The organism is Gordonia sp. HS-NH1, assembly GCF_001418765.1.
Taxonomy (GTDB): Bacteria; Actinomycetota; Actinomycetes; order Mycobacteriales; family Mycobacteriaceae; genus Gordonia.
Genome location: NZ_LIYC01000006.1, coordinates 161,791 through 180,655, shown reverse-complemented (window position 1 = coordinate 180,655; position 18,865 = coordinate 161,791). Strand labels below are relative to the sequence as shown.

General features: G+C 69.7%; 9 protein-coding genes. 5 read left to right on the top strand and 4 right to left on the bottom strand.

What is annotated here, in order from left to right; genetic code table 11:
• Positions 1 to 101: 101 nt before the first annotated feature.
• Complete coding sequence (locus AMD30_RS07155; RefSeq protein ID WP_055475155.1) at positions 102 to 554, top strand: SRPBCC family protein; 453 nt, start codon at positions 102 to 104, stop codon at positions 552 to 554.
• Between the two features lie 105 nt (positions 555 to 659).
• On the opposite strand, the gene AMD30_RS07150 is transcribed toward AMD30_RS07155, so the two are convergent.
• Genes AMD30_RS07150 through rplN form a run of 4 tightly spaced genes read right to left on the bottom strand, consistent with a single transcriptional unit; the run spans position 660 to position 2,117 of the window.
• Positions 660 to 845, bottom strand: a complete 186-nt coding sequence (locus AMD30_RS07150) for a type Z 30S ribosomal protein S14 (protein WP_004019490.1) — start codon at positions 843 to 845, stop codon at positions 660 to 662.
• A 1-nt stretch (position 846) separates the two neighbouring features.
• Positions 847 to 1,428 carry a 50S ribosomal protein L5 gene (rplE, locus tag AMD30_RS07145; RefSeq protein ID WP_055475154.1) on the bottom strand — a complete coding sequence of 194 codons (582 nt, stop codon included), beginning with the start codon at positions 1,426 to 1,428 and terminating at the stop codon, positions 847 to 849.
• 1 nt (position 1,429) lies between these two features.
• Positions 1,430 to 1,747: a 50S ribosomal protein L24 gene (gene rplX, locus AMD30_RS07140; protein ID WP_005197643.1), complete on the bottom strand. Its 318-nt coding sequence runs from the start codon at positions 1,745 to 1,747 to the stop codon at positions 1,430 to 1,432.
• 1 nt (position 1,748) lies between these two features.
• Positions 1,749 to 2,117, bottom strand: coding sequence for a 50S ribosomal protein L14 (gene rplN / locus AMD30_RS07135; protein WP_004019493.1), 369 nt, complete (start codon positions 2,115 to 2,117; stop codon positions 1,749 to 1,751).
• Between the two features lie 604 nt (positions 2,118 to 2,721).
• On the opposite strand from rplN, the gene AMD30_RS07130 reads away from it, so the two are divergent.
• Genes AMD30_RS07130 through AMD30_RS07115 form a run of 4 tightly spaced genes read left to right on the top strand, consistent with a single transcriptional unit; the run spans position 2,722 to position 18,793 of the window.
• Positions 2,722 to 16,539: a non-ribosomal peptide synthetase gene (locus tag AMD30_RS07130; RefSeq protein WP_055475165.1), complete on the top strand. Its 13,818-nt coding sequence runs from the start codon at positions 2,722 to 2,724 to the stop codon at positions 16,537 to 16,539.
• On the top strand, positions 16,536 to 16,793 hold the full coding sequence (locus tag AMD30_RS07125) for an MbtH family protein (protein ID WP_010842241.1): 258 nt from the start codon (positions 16,536 to 16,538) through the stop codon (positions 16,791 to 16,793). The genes AMD30_RS07130 and AMD30_RS07125 overlap by 4 nt, the downstream gene beginning before the upstream one ends.
• On the top strand, positions 16,771 to 18,021 hold the full coding sequence (locus AMD30_RS07120; protein WP_442902689.1) for an ABC transporter ATP-binding protein: 1,251 nt from the start codon (positions 16,771 to 16,773) through the stop codon (positions 18,019 to 18,021). Before AMD30_RS07125 ends, AMD30_RS07120 begins: the two co-directional genes overlap by 23 nt.
• A complete protein-coding gene (locus AMD30_RS07115; RefSeq protein WP_010842243.1) occupies positions 18,011 to 18,793 on the top strand; it encodes an ABC transporter permease in 783 nt (260 codons plus the stop codon). The genes AMD30_RS07120 and AMD30_RS07115 overlap by 11 nt, the downstream gene beginning before the upstream one ends.
• Positions 18,794 to 18,865: the final 72 nt, after the last annotated feature.

Below are 18,865 nucleotides of genomic sequence, written 5' to 3'. Positions count from 1 at the left end.
GCGGCATCCTCGGCCGCTGACCGACCGGGATTTCGTAGCGAGAATCGGTGCTATACACCATCTTTCGCTACCGAATCCGACGGGAAGGTAACGTCGACGCCATGCCCGAAGCAAGCGCGACCGTCCTCGTCCGACAACCCCTCACCACGGTGTGGGAGTACTGCCTCATCCCGGAGCACGTCGCGGCGCTGACGCCCGGCGTGATCGGCGTCGAGACCGTCACCGACGGGCCGGTCGCGGTGGGGACCGTGTGGCGGGGGCAGATGAAGGGCCTCGGCCGCGCGGTCGACTGGAGCGGCGAGTTCACGCGGGTGGATGCGCACGCGGCCACCGAGTTCTCCTCGACGGAGTCACCGCTCGAGTTCGCCATCTCTGCCACGTTCGCGGAGGTCCGCCGCGGCGTCGAACTCACCTACCGCATCCGCAACGCAGGCGTCGGCGGGGCTGTCGGGAAGCTCGCCGACGCGCTGGCGATCCGCGCGTATCAGCGGTCGCTCTCCGCGAACGCGAAGAAGCTTCCGCGCCTCGTCGACGAATGGGCCGCGACCCGCTGACAGCAACAGCCCCACTTCGCGTGAGCGAGGTGGGGCTGTTGCTGAATCGGCAGCTGGAATGCGCGCTATGAGCGCATTGATGCTACGAAATCCGAGGGGTGAAAATCACCAGCTGGACTTCTGCACGCCCGGCAGCTCGCCGGCGTGCGCCATGTCGCGCAGGCAGATACGGCACAGGCCGAACTTGCGGAACACCGAGTGCGGGCGGCCGCACTTGTTGCACCGGGTGTAGGCCCGCACGGCGAACTTGGGCTTCTTGTTGGCCTTGTTGACCAGAGCCTTCTTTGCCATGTCAGTTGTCCTTAACGTTGTTGTCCTTGAACGGGAAGCCCAGGGCACGCAGCAGCGCCCGGCCTTCGTCGTCCGTGGTGGCCGACGTCACGACGGTGATGTCCATACCGCGGGGCCGGTCGATGTTGTCGATGTTGATCTCGTGGAACATCGACTGCTCGTTCAGGCCGAACGTGTAGTTGCCGTTGCCGTCGAACTGACGGTCCGACAGGCCGCGGAAGTCGCGGATACGCGGGAGGGCGATGGACACGAGACGGTCCAGGAACTCCCACATGCGGTCGCCACGGAGGGTGACGCGCGCACCGATCGGCATGCCCTCGCGCAGCTTGAACTGTGCGATGGACTTGCGAGCGCGACGGATCTCCGGCTTCTGGCCGGTGATCTTGGCCAGATCCTCGACGGCGCCGTTGATCAGCTTCGCGTCACGGGCGGCGTCGCCGACGCCCATGTTCACGACGACCTTCACGACGCCCGGGATCAGCATCACGTTGGGGTATTCGAACTCTTTGTTCAGCGTGTCCTTGATCTCCTCGCGGTAGCGAGTCTTCAGGCGCGGCTGGATCTTGGGTTCAGTAGAGGTCATGTCAGATGTCCTTCCCGCTCTTGCGCGAGATCCGGACCTTCTTGCCCGTTTCCTCGTCGACGCGGTAGCCGACGCGAGTCGGGTTGCCGTCGGAGTCCACGACCATCACGTTCGAGACGTGGATCGAGGCTTCCTGGGTCACGATGCCTCCGGAGGAGGCACCGCGCTCGTTGGCCGACGCGGCGGTGTGCTTCTTGATTCGGTTGACGCCCTCGACGAGGACACGCTGGGTCTTCGGGAAGGCCTGGATGACCTTGCCCTTGGCGCCCTTGTCCTTGCCCGAGATGACGATCACGGTGTCACCCTTGTGGACCTTCATGTCAGATCACCTCCGGTGCCAGCGATACGATCTTCATGAACTTCTTCTCACGCAGCTCACGGCCGACCGGGCCGAAGATGCGGGTTCCGCGGGGGTCGCTCTCACCCTTGAGGATGACGGCGGCGTTCTCGTCGAAGCGGATGTAGCTTCCGTCCGCACGACGGCGCTCCTTGGTGGTGCGCACGATGACGGCCTTGACGACCTCACCCTTCTTGACGTTGCCGCCCGGGATGGCGTCCTTGACAGTGGCGACGATGACGTCGCCAATGCCGGCGTAGCGCCGCGAGGAACCGCCGAGCACGCGGATGCACAAGATCTCCTTGGCACCGGTGTTGTCGGCGACTCGCAGGCGGGATTCCTGCTGAATCACTCGTTAGTCTCCTTGACCTGGCTTCTTATGTACGGCGGATTTCCGACCCGACGCACACGGTCTGTTGCCATCGAACACACGCCTGCCTGGGGTTTTGACCAGGTTGTGACACCCGGGCCGTCCGCCCCAGTGGGTTCGTGAGCCGATTCGCGACACAGCGGCGCCGCAGGCAACCCCACAAGTGTAGGGGAATGCCCAGGTCCCGGCCAAATCGATGGTCCCGGCGACCGAGCGGGGGTTTCGGATGACGCCGGGCCGGCAAAGTTTTCCGCGCACTGACCCATCTGGGGTGCACCGCCACGCGAAGCACCCATGAGACGAGATCGACCAGACACAAGCCCGTCCGGCGAGCAATCAGTGCGAGCCGGAAGGGAGCGAAACACGGGGGGCGTGTCAGCGCCGGGGGTAATTCTCGGCTGCCGATCGTGAGCCGAACGGTCACCATGCTCCCCGGGCTCCGCAGTTCAGTCCGACAACTGCGGCCTGACGGCAAGTCCTCGACTCGGGGCCACCAGCCCCGTGAGCGATGACCGGAGTTCGAATCCCCCAGTCCGAGCCGGGTTCGACGCTGCCGTGCGGGCACGCACTCACAGGGGAGGCACGCGTGACCACAGACGACGCGGTCCGGAACACCGTTGCTACCGACATCGACACCGACCTGACGATCCCGATGACCGCCGCTCAGCGCGGCATCTTCTACGCCCAGCAGCTCGAGCCGGACGTGCCGATGACCATCGACGCGTTCGTCGAATTCCGCGGCGACACATCGGGTCCGCAGGGCGAGAGCGGTGACGACCCACTCGTCGACGTCGATCCGGACATCATGCAGCGTGCTGTCACCCTCACCGAGAGTGAGACCGAGGCCCCGCTGCTGCGGCTGATCCCGACCGACGACGGCGAACCGATGATGGTTCTCGACCGGTCGCAGCACGTGGTGCTGGGTCGACAGGACTTCTCAGACGCCGAGGACCCGCGCGCGGCCGCACTGGCCTGGATCGACCGCCGGCGAAGTGCCAGCTCAGACGTCTTCGCCGACAACATCCTCGAGACACACCTGCTCAAAGTGGGTCCCGGACACTCGATCTGGTATTGCCACGGTCACCACATCGGCTTCGACGGCTATGCCGCGATGTACATGATGCTTCGTGTCGCCTCGCATTACACGGCGATCGTGAACGGAACGCCGCCGCCGATCGCGGACACCGCGTCGATGGTCGACATCGCCGAGTTCGACCGCGAGTACCGTGCCTCCGCCAAGTTCGCCGAGGACCGCGAGCACTGGGCGTCCCATCTGGCCGATATGCCCGAGATGACCACTCTCACCAGCCTTTCCGCTCCGGCCGCGCCGTTGTCGGTCGTCCGATCGGCGGTCCTCGACGACACCCTCGTCGCCCGGATCCGCGAGCTCGGACACAGCCACCGGGTCCGGCCGGCGTCGGTCATCACCGCTGCGGTGGCCGCCTACGTCGCGCGCTACACCGACCGCGACGAGGCCATGCTGAGCCTGCCGGTCGCGGCCCGCGACCGCGACGTGCTGCGCACCTCGGCGGGTCTGACCTCCAACGTCGTCCCGTTGCGTATCGCGCTCCACGACGATTCCGCCACCGTGACCGATCTGCTGAAATCGGTCAACGCGGAGATCAAGTCCGCCGTCCGGCACCAGAAGTTCCGGCACGAGGACATCACCTCCCAGATCCTCGGGGCAGCGGGGGCGCGGCGTGGCTTCTTCGGCCCGCTCGTCAACGTCATGCTGTTCTTCCAGCACATCGACTTCGGCCCGCTCAAGGGCGAATTGCACGTCCTGTCCACCGGACCGATCGAGGACCTGTCGGTCAACGTGTACGACAGCCTCGACGGCGGGATGACCCTGGACCTCGAGGCGAATCCGAACATCTACCCGGACGACGACGTCACCACCCACCACCGTCGTCTCGTCGACTTCGTGACCGCCTTCGTCGGTGCGCCCGGCGACACGAGGATGTCGGACCTGCACCTCCTGACCGACGCCGAACGCGAAGCGCTACCCGAGCGCATGACCGGGGAACGGGTCGACCACGGCGACACAACGCTCGTCGACCTGCTCGACGGGGGAGCCGCCGCCCACCCCGACGCCACCGCGGTGACCGATGCACAGGATGGGCACTCGCTCACCCATCGCGAGTTCGCCCGCGCAGCAACACAGATCGCTGCGGCGCTCACGCGTCGCGGGATCGGCCCCGAGAGCGTCGTCGGTGTTCAACTGCACCGCAGCACCGACCAGGTCCTGGCTCTGCACGCCGTCATCCGTGCCGGCGCCGCGTTCCTGCCGATCGACCCGGCCGAACCCGCCGATCGTCTCGGCCACATTCTCGAGGTGGCCTCGCCCGATCTCGTCATCACCGACGCGGTGCTCGCCGATCTGCGCGCCGACGAGGACGCCGATGGGGCCGCTCCGGCGCGCCCGGGTCCCGACGCGGCCGCATATGTGCTGTTCACCTCGGGCTCCACCGGAAAGCCCAAGGGCGTGGTCATCACTCACCGCGCCATCGTCAACCGCCTCGCGTGGATGCAGTCCCGCTATGCACTCGACGCCGATGATCGGGTGCTGCAGAAGACCCCGTCCACCTTCGACGTGTCTGTGTGGGAGTTCTTCTGGCCCTTCACCACCGGGGCCGCACTGGTCGTGCCGAGCGCCGACGGACACCGCGACCCGTGGTACCTGCGCGACGTGATCGCCGAGCACCGCGTCACCACCGTGCACTTCGTCCCCTCGATGCTGGCCGCCTTCACCGCGGCTCTCGACGCCGACGACTCCTCGATGCTGACGAGCCTGCGTCAGATCTTCACCAGCGGTGAGGCTCTGACGCCCTCGACCGTCGGCGCCACGGCGACGCTGACCGCCGCGCCGATCCACAACCTCTACGGTCCCACCGAAGCCGCGATCGATGTCACCCATCACGACGACTGCCGCGCGGACCTCTCGGTGATCCCGATCGGTTCCCCGGTGTGGAACACCAGCGTCCACGTGCTCGACCACCGCCTGCGGCCGCAGCCGCCCGGCGCGATCGGCGAACTCTATCTCGGCGGTGTCCAGCTGGCCCGCGGCTACCGGTCACGCGCGGACCTGACCGCGTCGCGTTTCGTCGCCTCGCCCGAGACCCCGGGCGAGCGGCTCTACCGCACCGGAGATCTCGTCCGCCTGAACGCCACGGGCGAGCTGGAGTACCTCGGCCGCACCGACTCCCAGGTGAAGATCCGCGGCCAGCGCGTCGAGCTGGGTGAGATCGAATCGACGCTCAGTGCCCTCGACGACGTCACCGCCGCCGGCGTGGTGATCCGCGACGACCTGGTCGCCGGCGAAGCCGCGATCGTCGGCTACGTCACCGGCACCGGACTCGCCGACCGTGACCTGCGCGCCGAACTCCGCACCGCGCTACCGGATCACATGATCCCCACCGCGATCATGGTCCTCGACTCCCTGCCCACCACCGCCAACGGCAAGCTCGACCGCCGCGCCCTGCCCCGGCCGGACCTACGGACCCACCGCGAGTTCGTCCCCGCCCGTACCGCGCTCGAACGCCTCGTCGTCACCACCGTCGCCGATGTGCTGGATCTGCAGGACGACGCATCCGACCGCCGGTCCGGGCGTTCCCCGCATGCCGGGTCGGCGTCGGTCTCGCTGAGCGACAACTTCTTCGAGATCGGCGGATCGTCGCTGTCGGCCACGCGGATGGCGTCGCGCCTGTCCCGGGCGACCGGCAACCGGATCGGGATCCGCACGGTGTTCGACGCCGACGACCTCGCCGGCATCGTCGCCACCCTCACCGACCTCGGCGTCGACTCCGACCATCCGGCCGCCACGGGTCCCACCGGGGCCGACGACACCGCCGGCCGGACCGCGTCCGGAGCCGTGCCGCTGTCCCCCGCCCAGCACCGCCTGTGGCTGGCGACCCGACTGGACCCGGCGTCCGCGGCCACCTACAACATGCCGTTCACCGTCCGCTTCGTCGGCGCCCTCGACACCGATGCGCTCCGCGCGGCGCTCGTCGACGTGGTCCGCCGACACGAGCCGCTGCGCAGCGTCGTCGCCGAGATCGACGGTGTGGCATGCATCTCCGCGGCCGATCCGGATACGGTCGACGTCGACCTGCCGGTCCTCGCGACCGCCGACATCGCGCAGTGCCCGGATCGCGACTTCGCCTCGATCCCCTTCGACCTGGCCGCCGAGATCCCCGTTCGCGCGCGCCTCGTCCGCACCGCCGACGACGATCACCGCCTGACGATGGTCGTCCATCACATCGCGGCCGACGGCTGGTCGCTGGCACCCCTCGCCGGTGACCTGGCCACCGCCTATCGAGCACGTCGCGACGGGAACGAGCCCACGTGGGCCGAACTGCCGGTCAGCTACTCGCAGACCAGCGCCGCGCGTCACGCCTGGCTCGACGAGAGTCCCCACGCCGCGGCCGAACTCGACTTCTGGCGGACCACGCTCGACGGGGCGCCGGGCGAGACCGAACTGCCCCTCGACCGGCCCCGGACCCGGGACTCCGAGGTCACCGGCCGGTCCGGCTCGTCGGTGACGTCGACGATCGACACCGACACCTACGGCGCGATCCGGACCGTCGCCGCCGATGCCGATGCCACCGTGTTCATGGTGCTCCACGCATCGGTCGCGCTCCTGCTGCGATCCCTCGCGCAGACCTCCGATGTCATCGTCGGCACACCGGTGTCCGGGCGCGGCGAGGCCGACCTCGACGACCTCGTCGGCATGTTCGTCAACTCGCTCGCGTTGCGCACCGACGTCGACAAGGACTTGCCGTTCGCGGATCTGGTCGCCCGGGTACGGAACACCGACCTGAACGCGTTCGACAACGCCGACATGCCGTTCGACCGTCTCGTGACGGAGCTGAATCCGGTCCGGTCGGGCAACGTCCACCCGTTCTTCCAGGTGTCGCTGGCCCTGGAGGACCGCTCCGCGATCCGCCTCGACTTCGCCGGGCTCGCGGCGACCGCGTCCCGTGTGGACACCGGCCGCACCACCTTCGACCTGCAGTTCACCTTCACCGAGGTGCGCGGGGCGACCGGCGAACCGACGGGTCTCACCCTCGAGATCGGCTATGCCACCGCACTGTTCGACCGGGACACGGTGGCCGGGCTGGGCTCGCGCCTGATCCGTCTGCTCGACGCCGCGACCGCCGACCCGGGCACACCCGTCGGCGACCTGCCCGTCCTCGACCTGCACGAGCGTCTCGACCTCGTGCCGGCCGTCGGCGAGGGCAGCCGCCCCGTGGAGCACCTGACGCGGCTGCTGTCCGCGGCCGCGGAGTCCTCGCCGCACCGCATCGCGGTCACCGACGGCACCCGGTCGCTGACCTATCGAGAGCTCGACGCGGCGTCGAACCGGCTGGCGCGGTTGCTCATCGAGGGCGGGGCCGGTCCCGAACGTCATGTGGCCGTGGCCCTCCCGCGAGGCGTGGAGTGGATGACCACGATGTGGGCGATCGCCCGCACCGGCGCAGCCTGGGTCCCGGTCGATCCCGCCTACCCGGCGGCTCGCATCGAACACATGCTGACCGACTCGGGGACGCAGCTGCTCGTCACCGACAGCGCGTCCGATCCACGCGCCGGCGGCGAGATCACGACCGTCGTGCTCGACGACCCGGCCACCCGCGACCGCATCGACGCCGAATCGCCCGCCCCCGTGGCCGATTCGGACCGCCTCGGTGTCCTCGACGTCGACCAGCCCGCCTACCTGATCTACACCTCCGGCACCACCGGCACACCGAAGGGCGTGGTGGTCAGCCACCGCGGACTCGCCGACTTCGGCGCGCAGCAGGTCACCCAGTACGGGATCACCCCCCGGAGCCGGACGATGCACATGGCCTCGCCGAGCTTCGACGCGTCGGTGCTGGAGATCCTGATGGCCGTCTCCGCCGGCTCGACGATGCACATCGTCCCGCCGGGAATCGTCGGCGGCGCCGAGCTCGCCGAGCTCATGCGCGACGCGCGGATCACGCACGCGTTCCTGACCCCGTCGGTGCTGACGACCATGTCCCCGGACGACGTCCCCGACCTGGAGGCTCTCGTCATCGGCGGCGAGCACCCGAACTCCGAGGTGGTGCGCACCTGGTCGAGCGGCCCGCAGCTGTTCAACGCCTACGGTCCCACCGAGACCACCGTCGTCGCCGCGGTGTCGTCGCCGATCAGCCCCGACTACACGACGCTCACGATCGGCCGGCCCATCCGCGGAATCTCCGCGGTGGTGCTCGACGAGCGCCTGCGCCCGGTGGCCCCCGGCGCGATCGGCGAGTTGTACATCGCCGGTGAGCATCTCGCCCGCGGTTACCACGGTGTCCGGCCCTTGACGTCCAAGCGGTTCATCGCCAACCCGTACGGCGATCCCGGTGAGCGGATGTACCGCACCGGCGACCTCGTGCGATGGACCCCCGACCACGAACTCGAGTTCCGCGGGCGCGCCGACCACCAGACCAAGATCCGCGGGCATCGCATCGAACTCGGTGAGATCGATGCCGCCCTCGTCGCCGACGATGCTGTCCGTGCCGCCGTCACCACCACGCACGGCGAAGGCGACCGCGCGCATCTCGTGTCGTACGTGACGGTCACCGACGGCGAGCACGGTCAGGCCGCGGCGGTGCGGGACCGGTTGGCGCAACGGCTCCCTCGGCACATGATCCCGTCCGCCATCATCGAACTCGACGAGATCCCCACGACCCCGATCGGCAAGGTCGACCTCCGGGCACTGCCGGCGCCGGAAGCCGCGTCGGTCGGCGGAGACGTCGCGTTCGACGCGCCGCGGACCCCGATCGAGCGGGCCGTCGCCGACCTCATCGCCGAGCGTCTCGAGCTCGAACCCGGCACCATCGGGCGCGATCACGACTTCTTCGATCTCGGCGGCAACTCGCTGCTGGCCACCCAGATCGTCGGCGCGCTCGAGAACCTCACCGGGCGTCGCATCCCCGTCCGCGAGGTCTTCGACCACTCGACCGTCGCCGGCATCGCCCGGCTCGGCGGCGCCGACACGGGCGACACATCTGTCGTCGAAACGCACACCCTGCCCGACCTGCGGCACGATCCGGACCGCCCGGCCCATCCCGGGCCCGCCCAGCAGCAGTTGTGGTTCCTCAACCAGCTCGCGGCCGGTTCCGACGCCGGTGAACGCCGCATGGAGGTCGAGAACGGCTCGCCGACCGCCGATTACGCCATCGCCTTCGCTCTGGATCTCCGCGGCGACCTCGACGTGGCAGCGCTGTCCGGCGCACTCCGGTACGCCGTCGGACGCCACGAGATGCTGCGCACGGTGTACCCCGAACACGACGGACGACCTGTCCTCGACGTGCGTCCCGTCGACGAGGCGCACACCGACCTCACCGTCGCCGAGACGACCGCGACCGACTGGCCGGAGCTCGCGCAGGCGCTGGCCCGCCGTCCGTTCGACCTCACCGCCGACGTGCCGCTGCGGGTCGCGCTGCACCGGATCGACGGCGACGCGGCACACCACAAGCTGACCCTCGTCATCCACCACATCGCCGCCGACGGCTGGTCGATGGTGCCGCTGCACCGCGACATCACCCGCGCGTACGCCGAGCTGCATACCGCCGCCGAGAACGGCACCGAACCCACGGTCACCGCCAACCCCGGGGCCCTGGACTACCGTGACTACCTGCGCTGGCAGGCGCAGTACCTCGACACCCGGCCGGATCTGGCCGACCGGTGGCGAGAGGACCTCGACGGCCTCGATGTCGGACCGATCCTCGTACCCGACGCACCGGCCGGGGCCACCCGGACCGCGGGTGTCGTCGAGGTCGAGTTCGACGCCGGGCTGCGCAACCGCCTCAGCGCCCTGGGCAACGGCCGGGCGACCGAGTTCATGTGCGTGCACGCGGTGTTCGCCGCCCTGCTGCACCGGCTGAATGCCGACCCCCAGGTGCACGTCGCCGGCTCGGCATCGGACATCGTCATCGGCACCCCGGTCGCCGGACGCGCCGATCCCCGCCTGGCCGAGATCGTCGGCATGTTCGTGAACTCCGTCGTCCTCCGGACCCCGGTCGACGGGAGTCAGGGGTTCGCGACATTGCTCGACTCCGTCCGCAACCGTGATCTCGAAGCACTCTCGGCCGCCGACATGCCGTTCGAGCAGATCGTCTCGATGCTCAATCCGCCTCGGACGGACCGGCATCCGGTGTTCCAGATCGCCCTGGCCTTCGACGCCGGGGTCTCCGACACCCTCGAGCCGGACCACACCAGAGTGGACCTGCCCGGCCTGCAGATCGTCGCCGAGGAGATCGACACCGAGGGTGTGCGATTCGACCTCGAGCTGCGAATCCGCAACGGGCGCGCGCGGTTCACCTATGCGACCGACGTCCACAGTTCCGAGCGTGTCACCGAACTGGCCCGGATGTTCGTCGACCTCGCGCGTACGGTCGCCGCGGACCCGTCCACACCTCTCGACGACCTCGCCGTCGGCGACGATCTCGCGAACACCATCGACGCCGATGTCCACGACGACCGGACCGTCGAGCCGAGACACCTCGCCGACATCATCGCCGACACCGTCATCGATCACTCCGATCGAGTCGCCATCGAGGACGGCGACCGCACCCTCACCTACGCCGAGATCGACCAGATCTCCGCTCGCTGGGCCCGCGTGCTGCGCGATCTCGGGGTCGGACCTGAGGACGTGATCGCGATCGCCGTCGATCGCAGCTTGGAGTCGGTGATCGCCACATGGGCGGTGGCCAAGTCCGGTGCCGCCGCCCTGCCGGTCGACATGCGCTACCCGGCCGAGCGGATCGCGCACATGATCGCCGATTCCGGGGCCATCCTGGGTATCAGCGGCTCCGATCACCGCCGCGATGTGCCGCACGACATCTGGTGGCTCACCCCGCAGGACCTGTGCACGAGCGAGCGCTCGGCGTTGGGTTCCCCGGTGCGGCACCCGGATTCGGTCGCCTACATCGTCTACACCTCGGGATCCACCGGAAAACCCAAGGGCGTCAGCGTGACCCATCGCGGCCTGGCCGCCTTCGCGGCGAGCCAGCGGGAACGGTACGAGGTCGGCCCGGGTGACCGCACCCTGCTGTTCGCCTCCCCCTCGTTCGACGCATCGATGCTGGAGTTCCTCCTCGCGGTCGAGTCCGGCGCGACGATGGTGGTCGCGCCGACCACGATCTACGGCGGAGACGAACTCGTCGAGTTCCTCGACGAACGGGAGGTGACCCACGCGTTCATCACCCCGTCGGCGCTCGCCGCCGCCGCCCCGCATCCGCTGCCCCACCTGCGGACCCTGGGTGTGGGCGGCGAGGCGAGCACCCCGGAGCTGGTGGCGCGCTGGGGAACCGGCCGACGCTACATCAACTGCTACGGACCCACCGAGACGACCATCGTCGCCGCGATGTCGACGCCACTACACCCGGGTGACCCGATCACCATCGGCACACCGGTCCACGAGTGCACCGCACTCGTCCTCGACCACCGGCTGCGCCCGCTGCCCGACCACGTCCCCGGCGAGCTCTACCTCGCCGGACCGGGAGTGGCACGCGGCTACCTGGGCCGGCGGAGCCTGACCGCCGGACGATTCGTGGCGTCCCCGGTCGGCCGCGGGTCCGTCATGTACCGCACCGGCGACATCGTCCACCGCGACGCCGCGGGCGCACTGACCTACCACGGACGCAGCGACAACCAGGTGAAGGTTCGCGGTTTCCGCATCGAACTCGACGAGGTGAGCGCCGCGCTGGCGGCCGTCGACGGAGTCGACTTCGCCACCACCGTCGTCCGCGGCGAGAGCGCATCGGCCACCCTGGTCGGATACGTCACCAGCTCGGTCGAGACCCTGGACACCGCAACGGTTCTCGAGGACATGCGCCGCAGGCTCCCCCGCCACATGGTCCCGTCCGCGATCGTCGTGCTCGACGAGATCCCCTTGACCGGCAACGGCAAGCTCGACCGCCGGGCGCTGCCGGAACCCTCGGCGAGCAGCATCTCGTCCGCCGGCCGCGCGCCGCGGACCGACGCCGAGACCGCGCTGGTCGAGATCGTCGCCGACGTGCTCGGGCTCGCCCCTGACGAGGTGGGGGCCACCGACGACTTCTTCCAGCTGGGCGGCACCTCGCTGCAGGCGACGACGCTGGTCAGCCGGATCAACCGGGCGTCCATCGACGGCCGGCTCCGCGTCCGGGACGTGTTCGACAACCCGACCGCCGAGGCGCTCGCCGGCCTCATCAGCCTGCCCGAGGACTGGGAAGCCACCGCCGACGACGCGACCGGCCGCCCGGTTCGACGGGATACGTTCCCGCTCGCACCGGTCCAGCGCCGCCTGTGGTCGCTGGCGGTCGCCGACCCCGCGTCGACCGAATACCTCATGCCCTTCGTCCTGCGACTCGCCGGCGACGTCGACGTCGACTCCCTCCGAGGAGCTTTGACCGATGTCGTCGCACGGCACACGAGCCTGCGGACGGTCTTCGAGGCCGCGGACGGCACCCCGTCCGGCCGGGTGCTCGACGACCCCGAGGCCGTCGTCGGCGCGCTGACCCCGGTCGCTCCCGCGGACACGGACGCTCTCATGGGCGAGATCGCGCGTCTCGCATCGACGCCGATCGACCCGACCACCGAGGCCCCGCTCCGGGCGTCCCTCCTCGTCGAGCCCGGCACCCGGGCCGACGATCCCGCCCATGTCCTGATGCTCGTCGTGCACCACATCGCGGCCGACGGCGCGTCGCTGCCGATCCTCGTCGGCGACCTGGCCCAGGCCTACCGCGAACGACGCGCCGGCCGCGCCGAGCAGTGGGCGGCAGCTGAACTCGACTACCGCGACCACGCCGTCGAGAGTGCGGCAGCGCCCGCGGCCGGAGAAGAGCTGGAGTTCTGGACCGAGCACCTCGCGGGTGCGCCCGCCGAGAGCACGGTCGAACCGGTGACCGGTGGGCGACGCGAATCCGGCGCCCGGTCGGTGAGCCTCAAGCTTCCGGCACACACCAGGGCGGGCCTGACCGCTTTCGCCCGCGAGCAGTCGACGACTCCGTTCTCCGTCATGCACACCGCGCTCGCGATCCTGCTGCACCGCCTCGGGGTCGGTGACGATCTGGTGATCGGCAGCCCCGTCGACAACCGCACCGGGATGGCCGGCGTCGACCGCGACTACAGCGGCGTGGTCGGCATGTTCGTGAACATGGTGCCGCTGCGGAGCCACCTGCGCAGCGCGGAGACCGTCGCAGCGCTCGTCCGCCGTACCCGCGACTCCGACATCGACGCCCTCGATCACCGGGGCGTGCCGTTCGACGACGTGGTGTCCGCGCTCAATCCCGAACGCGCACACGGACGCCACCCGATCTTCCAGGTGGCGCTGTCGGTGCACGACTTCGCCGGCGGCGCACCGACGCCGGTCGGCGGCGCGGACTCCCTCGCCGGGGCCGCCGTCCCGATGGACGACGGACTCCTCGCCGAGGTGGCCGAATTCGATTCACTCGCGGCCAAGTTCGACCTGCAGTTCACCGTCACCGGCCTGGGTGCCACCGACGCCGACACCGACGCCGCCGTCCAGATCACCTATGACGCCGCCCGATACGGCCACGACGACGCCCAGATGCTGGGGACACGTCTGATGCGTGTGCTGCGCGGGATGCTCGGCGATCCCGGGCGCGCGATCGGCGACATCCGCATCACCGACCCACTCGAGGTCGCCGAACGCACCCCCGCTCTGGGCCCGCGCGGCCAGGCGCCGACGACGCTGGACGTGCTGATCGCCGACGCCGTGCGACGTCACCCGGACGGACTCGCCGTCATCGGGCAGCCCACCGGGGACGGCGACGCCCCCGAGACACTCACGTATGCCGAACTCGACGCCCGCTCGAACCGGCTGGCCCGGGTGCTGCTCGGCCGCGGGGTCGGCGCCTACGCACGGACGGACGACGAGCCGGGAACCGTGGGTCCCGACGTCCGGTCGTCCCGGGAGCCGGTGGTCGCGATGGCGATCAGCCGTTCCATCGATTCCCTGGTGGCGATCTGGGCGATCGTGAAGGCCGGCGCCGCGTATGTCCCGATCGACCCGGAGTATCCCGCCGACCGAATCGCGCACATGCTCGACGACAGCGGCGCGCAGCTGCTCGTGACGACGTCGTCCGCCTGGGAACGCATCCGGGAGAGCTCGGCCGGAGACGACGTACCGACCCTGGTCCTCGACGCGGCGCCGACCCGGACCCGCATGAAGCACTCGTCGCCGGCACCGATCACCGACGCCGAGCGGGAGTCGACGATCCGTCCGGATCAGTTGGCGTACATCATCTACACATCGGGGTCGACCGGTAAGCCCAAGGGCGTGCTGGTCCCGCACAGTGGCTTGCGTGCCGTGCACGACGAGCTCGCCGAGCGCATGAATCCCGGACCCACGTCGCGCGTGTTGCACTTCGCCTCACCGAGTTTCGATGCCTCGGTGTTGGAAATGCTCCTCGCGCTGGCCGGTTCGTCGGCGCTGACCATCGTGGAACCGCACGTCTACGGCGGTACCGCGCTCAGCGACGTGATCAGTGCGCGCCAGGCGACGCATGCGTTCATCACCCCCGCCGCGGTCGCCAGCATGGATCCCGCCGCTGTGCCGTCCCTGCGCGCTCTCGCAGTCGGTGGCGAGGCCTACGGGGCCGATCTCGTGCGGCGCTGGTCGCCAGGTCGCACGATGATCAACGTCTACGGCCCCACCGAGACGACGATCATCACGACCGGCAGCCGTTCGCTGACCCCGAACACGCCGCTGACGATCGGCACCCCGAACAACGGCGTCGGCGCGCTCGTCCTCGACGATCGGCTGCACCCGGTGCCGCCCGGCGTCACCGGGGACCTGTACCTGACGGGTGTCCAGCTCACGCGCGGCTACCACCGCCGGCCCGGACTCACCGCGATCCGGTTCGTCCCCGCACCGATGGTCACCGGGCCGCGGTTCGCCGGCCAGCGGATGTACCGCACCGGCGACCTGGTCCGCTGGACCGCCGACGGGCAGCTCGCCTACGTCGGCCGCAGTGACACCCAGGTCCAGGTCCGCGGGTTCCGCATCGAACTGGGTGAGATCGACGACGCGCTCGCCGCCGAACCCGACGTCGACTTCGCCGTCACGCTGGTGGACGGCACCGGAACCGCGGCGATCCTGCGCAGCTACGTGACCGCGACCCGCGGGTCCGATCCGGACCCCGCGGATCTGCGGCGCCGGGTGGCGCGCCGTCTGCCGCGGCACATGGTGCCCGTGTCGGTCTCCGTGCTCGACGACATCCCGCTGACCCCGACCGGCAAACTCGACCGGGCGGCGCTGCCGACGCCGGCCGTGTCCGCCTCGGGGAGAGCACCGGCACCCGGGACCGAGGCGACCGTCGCCCGCGTCTTCGCCGAGGTCCTCGAGGTCGACATCGACGCCGTCGGCGCCGACGACGGGTTCTTCGACCTGGGCGGCAACTCACTGATGGCCACCGCGGTGACCAGCAGACTGACCGAACTCACCGGGCTCCACGTCGCGGCGCAGACGCTGTTCGGGGCTCCGAGTCCCGCCGAACTCGCCGACCTGCTCGACGGGGAGGCGGATCCGAATCGGACCGACGGTCCGTCGACGTCGGGCCTCGACACACTGCTGCCGCTGCGCCGCGTCCCGGAGGACGCCGGAAACGTCGCTCCCGCACCACTGTTCGTGGTGCATCCGGCGATCGGCCTGTCCTGGAGCTTCACCTCGCTGCTTCCCCACCTGCCCGCCGACCGCGCGGTCTACGGCCTGCAGCATCCGGCGCTGGCCGGCGACCCGTGCCCGCGCACGATCGCCGACCTCGCCGAGGTCTACGTCTCGCGCTTGCGCACGGTCGCACCCGAGGGGCCCTACCACCTGCTCGGCTGGTCGCTGGGCGGGTTGATCGCCCACGAGATGGCCGTTCAGCTGCAGGAGGCCGGCGAGACCGTCGAGCAGCTCGTCCTGCTCGACAGCTATGTCGTCGCCGAACGGCCCGACCTCGACACCGAGGCGTCGATCGCGGAGCTGATGCGCGAGTTCGGACTCGACGTCCCCGACGACGTCATCCCGGACGGCGACTCCGCCGAACCCACGGTCGCCGACGCGTTCCGGATCATCTCCGCCGCGGGCGGAGCACTCGGCGGTCTGTCCGAGGAGACGCTCACCACCGTCCACGAGGTGTTTCGGCACGCGTCACCGCTGGCGCGGAACTGGCAGCCCCGCGTCTTCGACGGTGACCTCACCTTCGTCACCGCGACCGTGGACGCCCACGACGGTCCACCGGCCGTCGCCGGCTGGCACACGAAGGTCACCGGTCGCGTGGTCGAGATCGAGGCCAGCAGTACCCACGCGCGGATGTTGCTGCCGGAGAACGTCTCCGAGTGGATGACCGCAATCGAGGCTGGCCCGGGCACACCGGGAATCACAGCACAGGAGGAGGAATCATGACGAACCCGTTCGACGACACCGAGGGGACCTTTCGCGTCCTCGTCAATCACGAGAACCAGCATTCCCTGTGGCCGGACTTCGCCCCCGTTCCCGACGGCTGGCGCGTCGTGTTCGGTCCGTCGGGTCACGACGAGTGCCTGGAGTACGTCGAGGAGAACTGGCGAGACATGAGGCCCGCCAGTCTGATCCGGTCGATGGAACGTTCGCAGAACACTGAAAGGGAGGTCACACATGGGGCGGCACAGTATGGCTGACACGACCTCGGCGGACACCGCATCGCCGGACACGACTCCCGGCGGAATGTCCACCGACACGGTCACCCCCGCGCCGAACGCCCTCGAACTGCGCGGCCTACGAAAGACATTCCGCACCGGCCTGTTCGGCCGTGGCCGCCGCGTTCAGGCCCTCGACGGCCTGGACCTCACGGTGCCCGCGGGCACCGTGCACGCGCTGCTCGGACCCAACGGGGCGGGCAAGACCACGACCGTCCGCGCCGTGGCGACCCTGATGAAGCCCGACGAGGGCACCGTCCTCGTCGACGGGGTCGACGCCATCGCCGATCCCGGTGCCGCCCGCAAGATCATCGGCGTCTCCGGCCAGTACGCGGCCGTCGACGGGAACCTGACCGGTTTCGAGAACCTGCGGATGGTCGGGCAGCTCTACGGACTGTCGCGGGCCGAGGCCTCCGGGCGGGCGCGCGAACTGATCGCCGACCTCGCGCTCCAGGACGCGGCCGACCGGCCGATGCGCACCTACTCCGGCGGCATGCGCCGGCGGCTCGACCTCGCCGGTGCCCTCATCAACCGGCCGTCACTGGTGATCCTCGACGAGCCGACCACCGGGCTGGATCCGCGAGGTCGCCGACAGATGTGGGAGGTCATCACCGAACAGGTCGCGGGCGGTGCGACCGTACTGCTGACGACGCAGTACCTCGAGGAGGCCGATGCGCTGGCGGACGAGATCACCGTCATCGACCACGGCAGCATCCGGGCACAGGGCAGCGCCGCCGCACTCAAGGCCTCCACCGGCGCCTCGATCCTCACGATCGAGGTGCGTTCGGACGACGGCCACCACGACGAGCTGGTCGCCACCACACTCGCCGAGGTCGGACTCGGGATGCCCGAACGACTCGACGACCCGGACCGCACCGACGCACCCCTCGCCGAGCAGACGGCTGCCGGAGTCACGAAGTGGTCGGTACCGGTCGACGAGGGAACGCGCAGCGCGGTCTCCGCCGTCCGGGCACTGGATGCCGTCGGCATCGACGTCGTCGACGCCACCGTCGCGACCCCGACCCTCGACGACGTGTTCCTGGCGCTCACGGAGCGGAACACGCAGGCGAGCGACGGCGGCAGTGACCGCAGTGCCGGAGCACAGGCGACGGCCGACGCCGAGACCACCGTCATCCCGAGGGTGTCCGACGCCGATCCCGACCTCTCCCACGCCCCGACGACCCGATCGGATCGACTCCATGCTCACTGACACCGCAGTACTGGTCGAGCGGAACCTGCTGACCGTCAAGCGAATTCCCACACTGCTCATCAGTGCCACCATCCAGCCGCTGATGTTCGTGTTCCTGTTCGCCTACGTCTTCGGCGCGACCTTCGGCGGGGGCTCCTACCGCGAATTCCTGATGGCCGGCATCTTCACCCAGACCGTGGTGTTCAACGCGGCCTTCACCACCGTCGGTCTGGCGAACGACACCTCCGACGGCATCGTCGACCGGCTGCGGTCGCTGCCGATGTCCCGGCTGGGCGTCATCAGCGGTCGGGTCACCTCCGACATGCTCCTGGGCGTGGTCGGTCTCGCGGTGATGGTCGCCTGCGGCCTGGCGATCGGATGGCGCGTGTACGGCAGCGCGGGCGACGCCGCCCTTGCCTTCGGCATCATCGGCCTGTTCGCGCTCGCCATGGCGTGGGTGGGTGCGGTGACCGGTCTCGCCGCGCCGAATGTCGAAGCCGCGCAGAGCATCGGCTTCCTGTGGATGTTCCCCGTCACCTTCCTGTCGAGCGCCTTCATCTCCGCCCAGAGCCTGCCCGGGCCGTTGCGTGCGATCGCCGAGTGGAATCCGGTGACCGCAGTGGCGACCGCCTCCCGGCAGCTCTTCGGCAACGAGGCGCCCCCGACCTTCCCCGAGGCCACCGGATGGGTCGCCGACCACGCGGTCGGCTACTCGGTCGGTTCGGCCCTGGTCATACTGGCGGTGTGCATACCTGCGTCGCTCATCCTGTACCGCCGCTCCGCGAATCGATGACCTCTGCGTCAGCGCTGTGCGAATTCACGATCGGCATACCCGCGATCAACGATCGGCCGAGAAATCCCCATG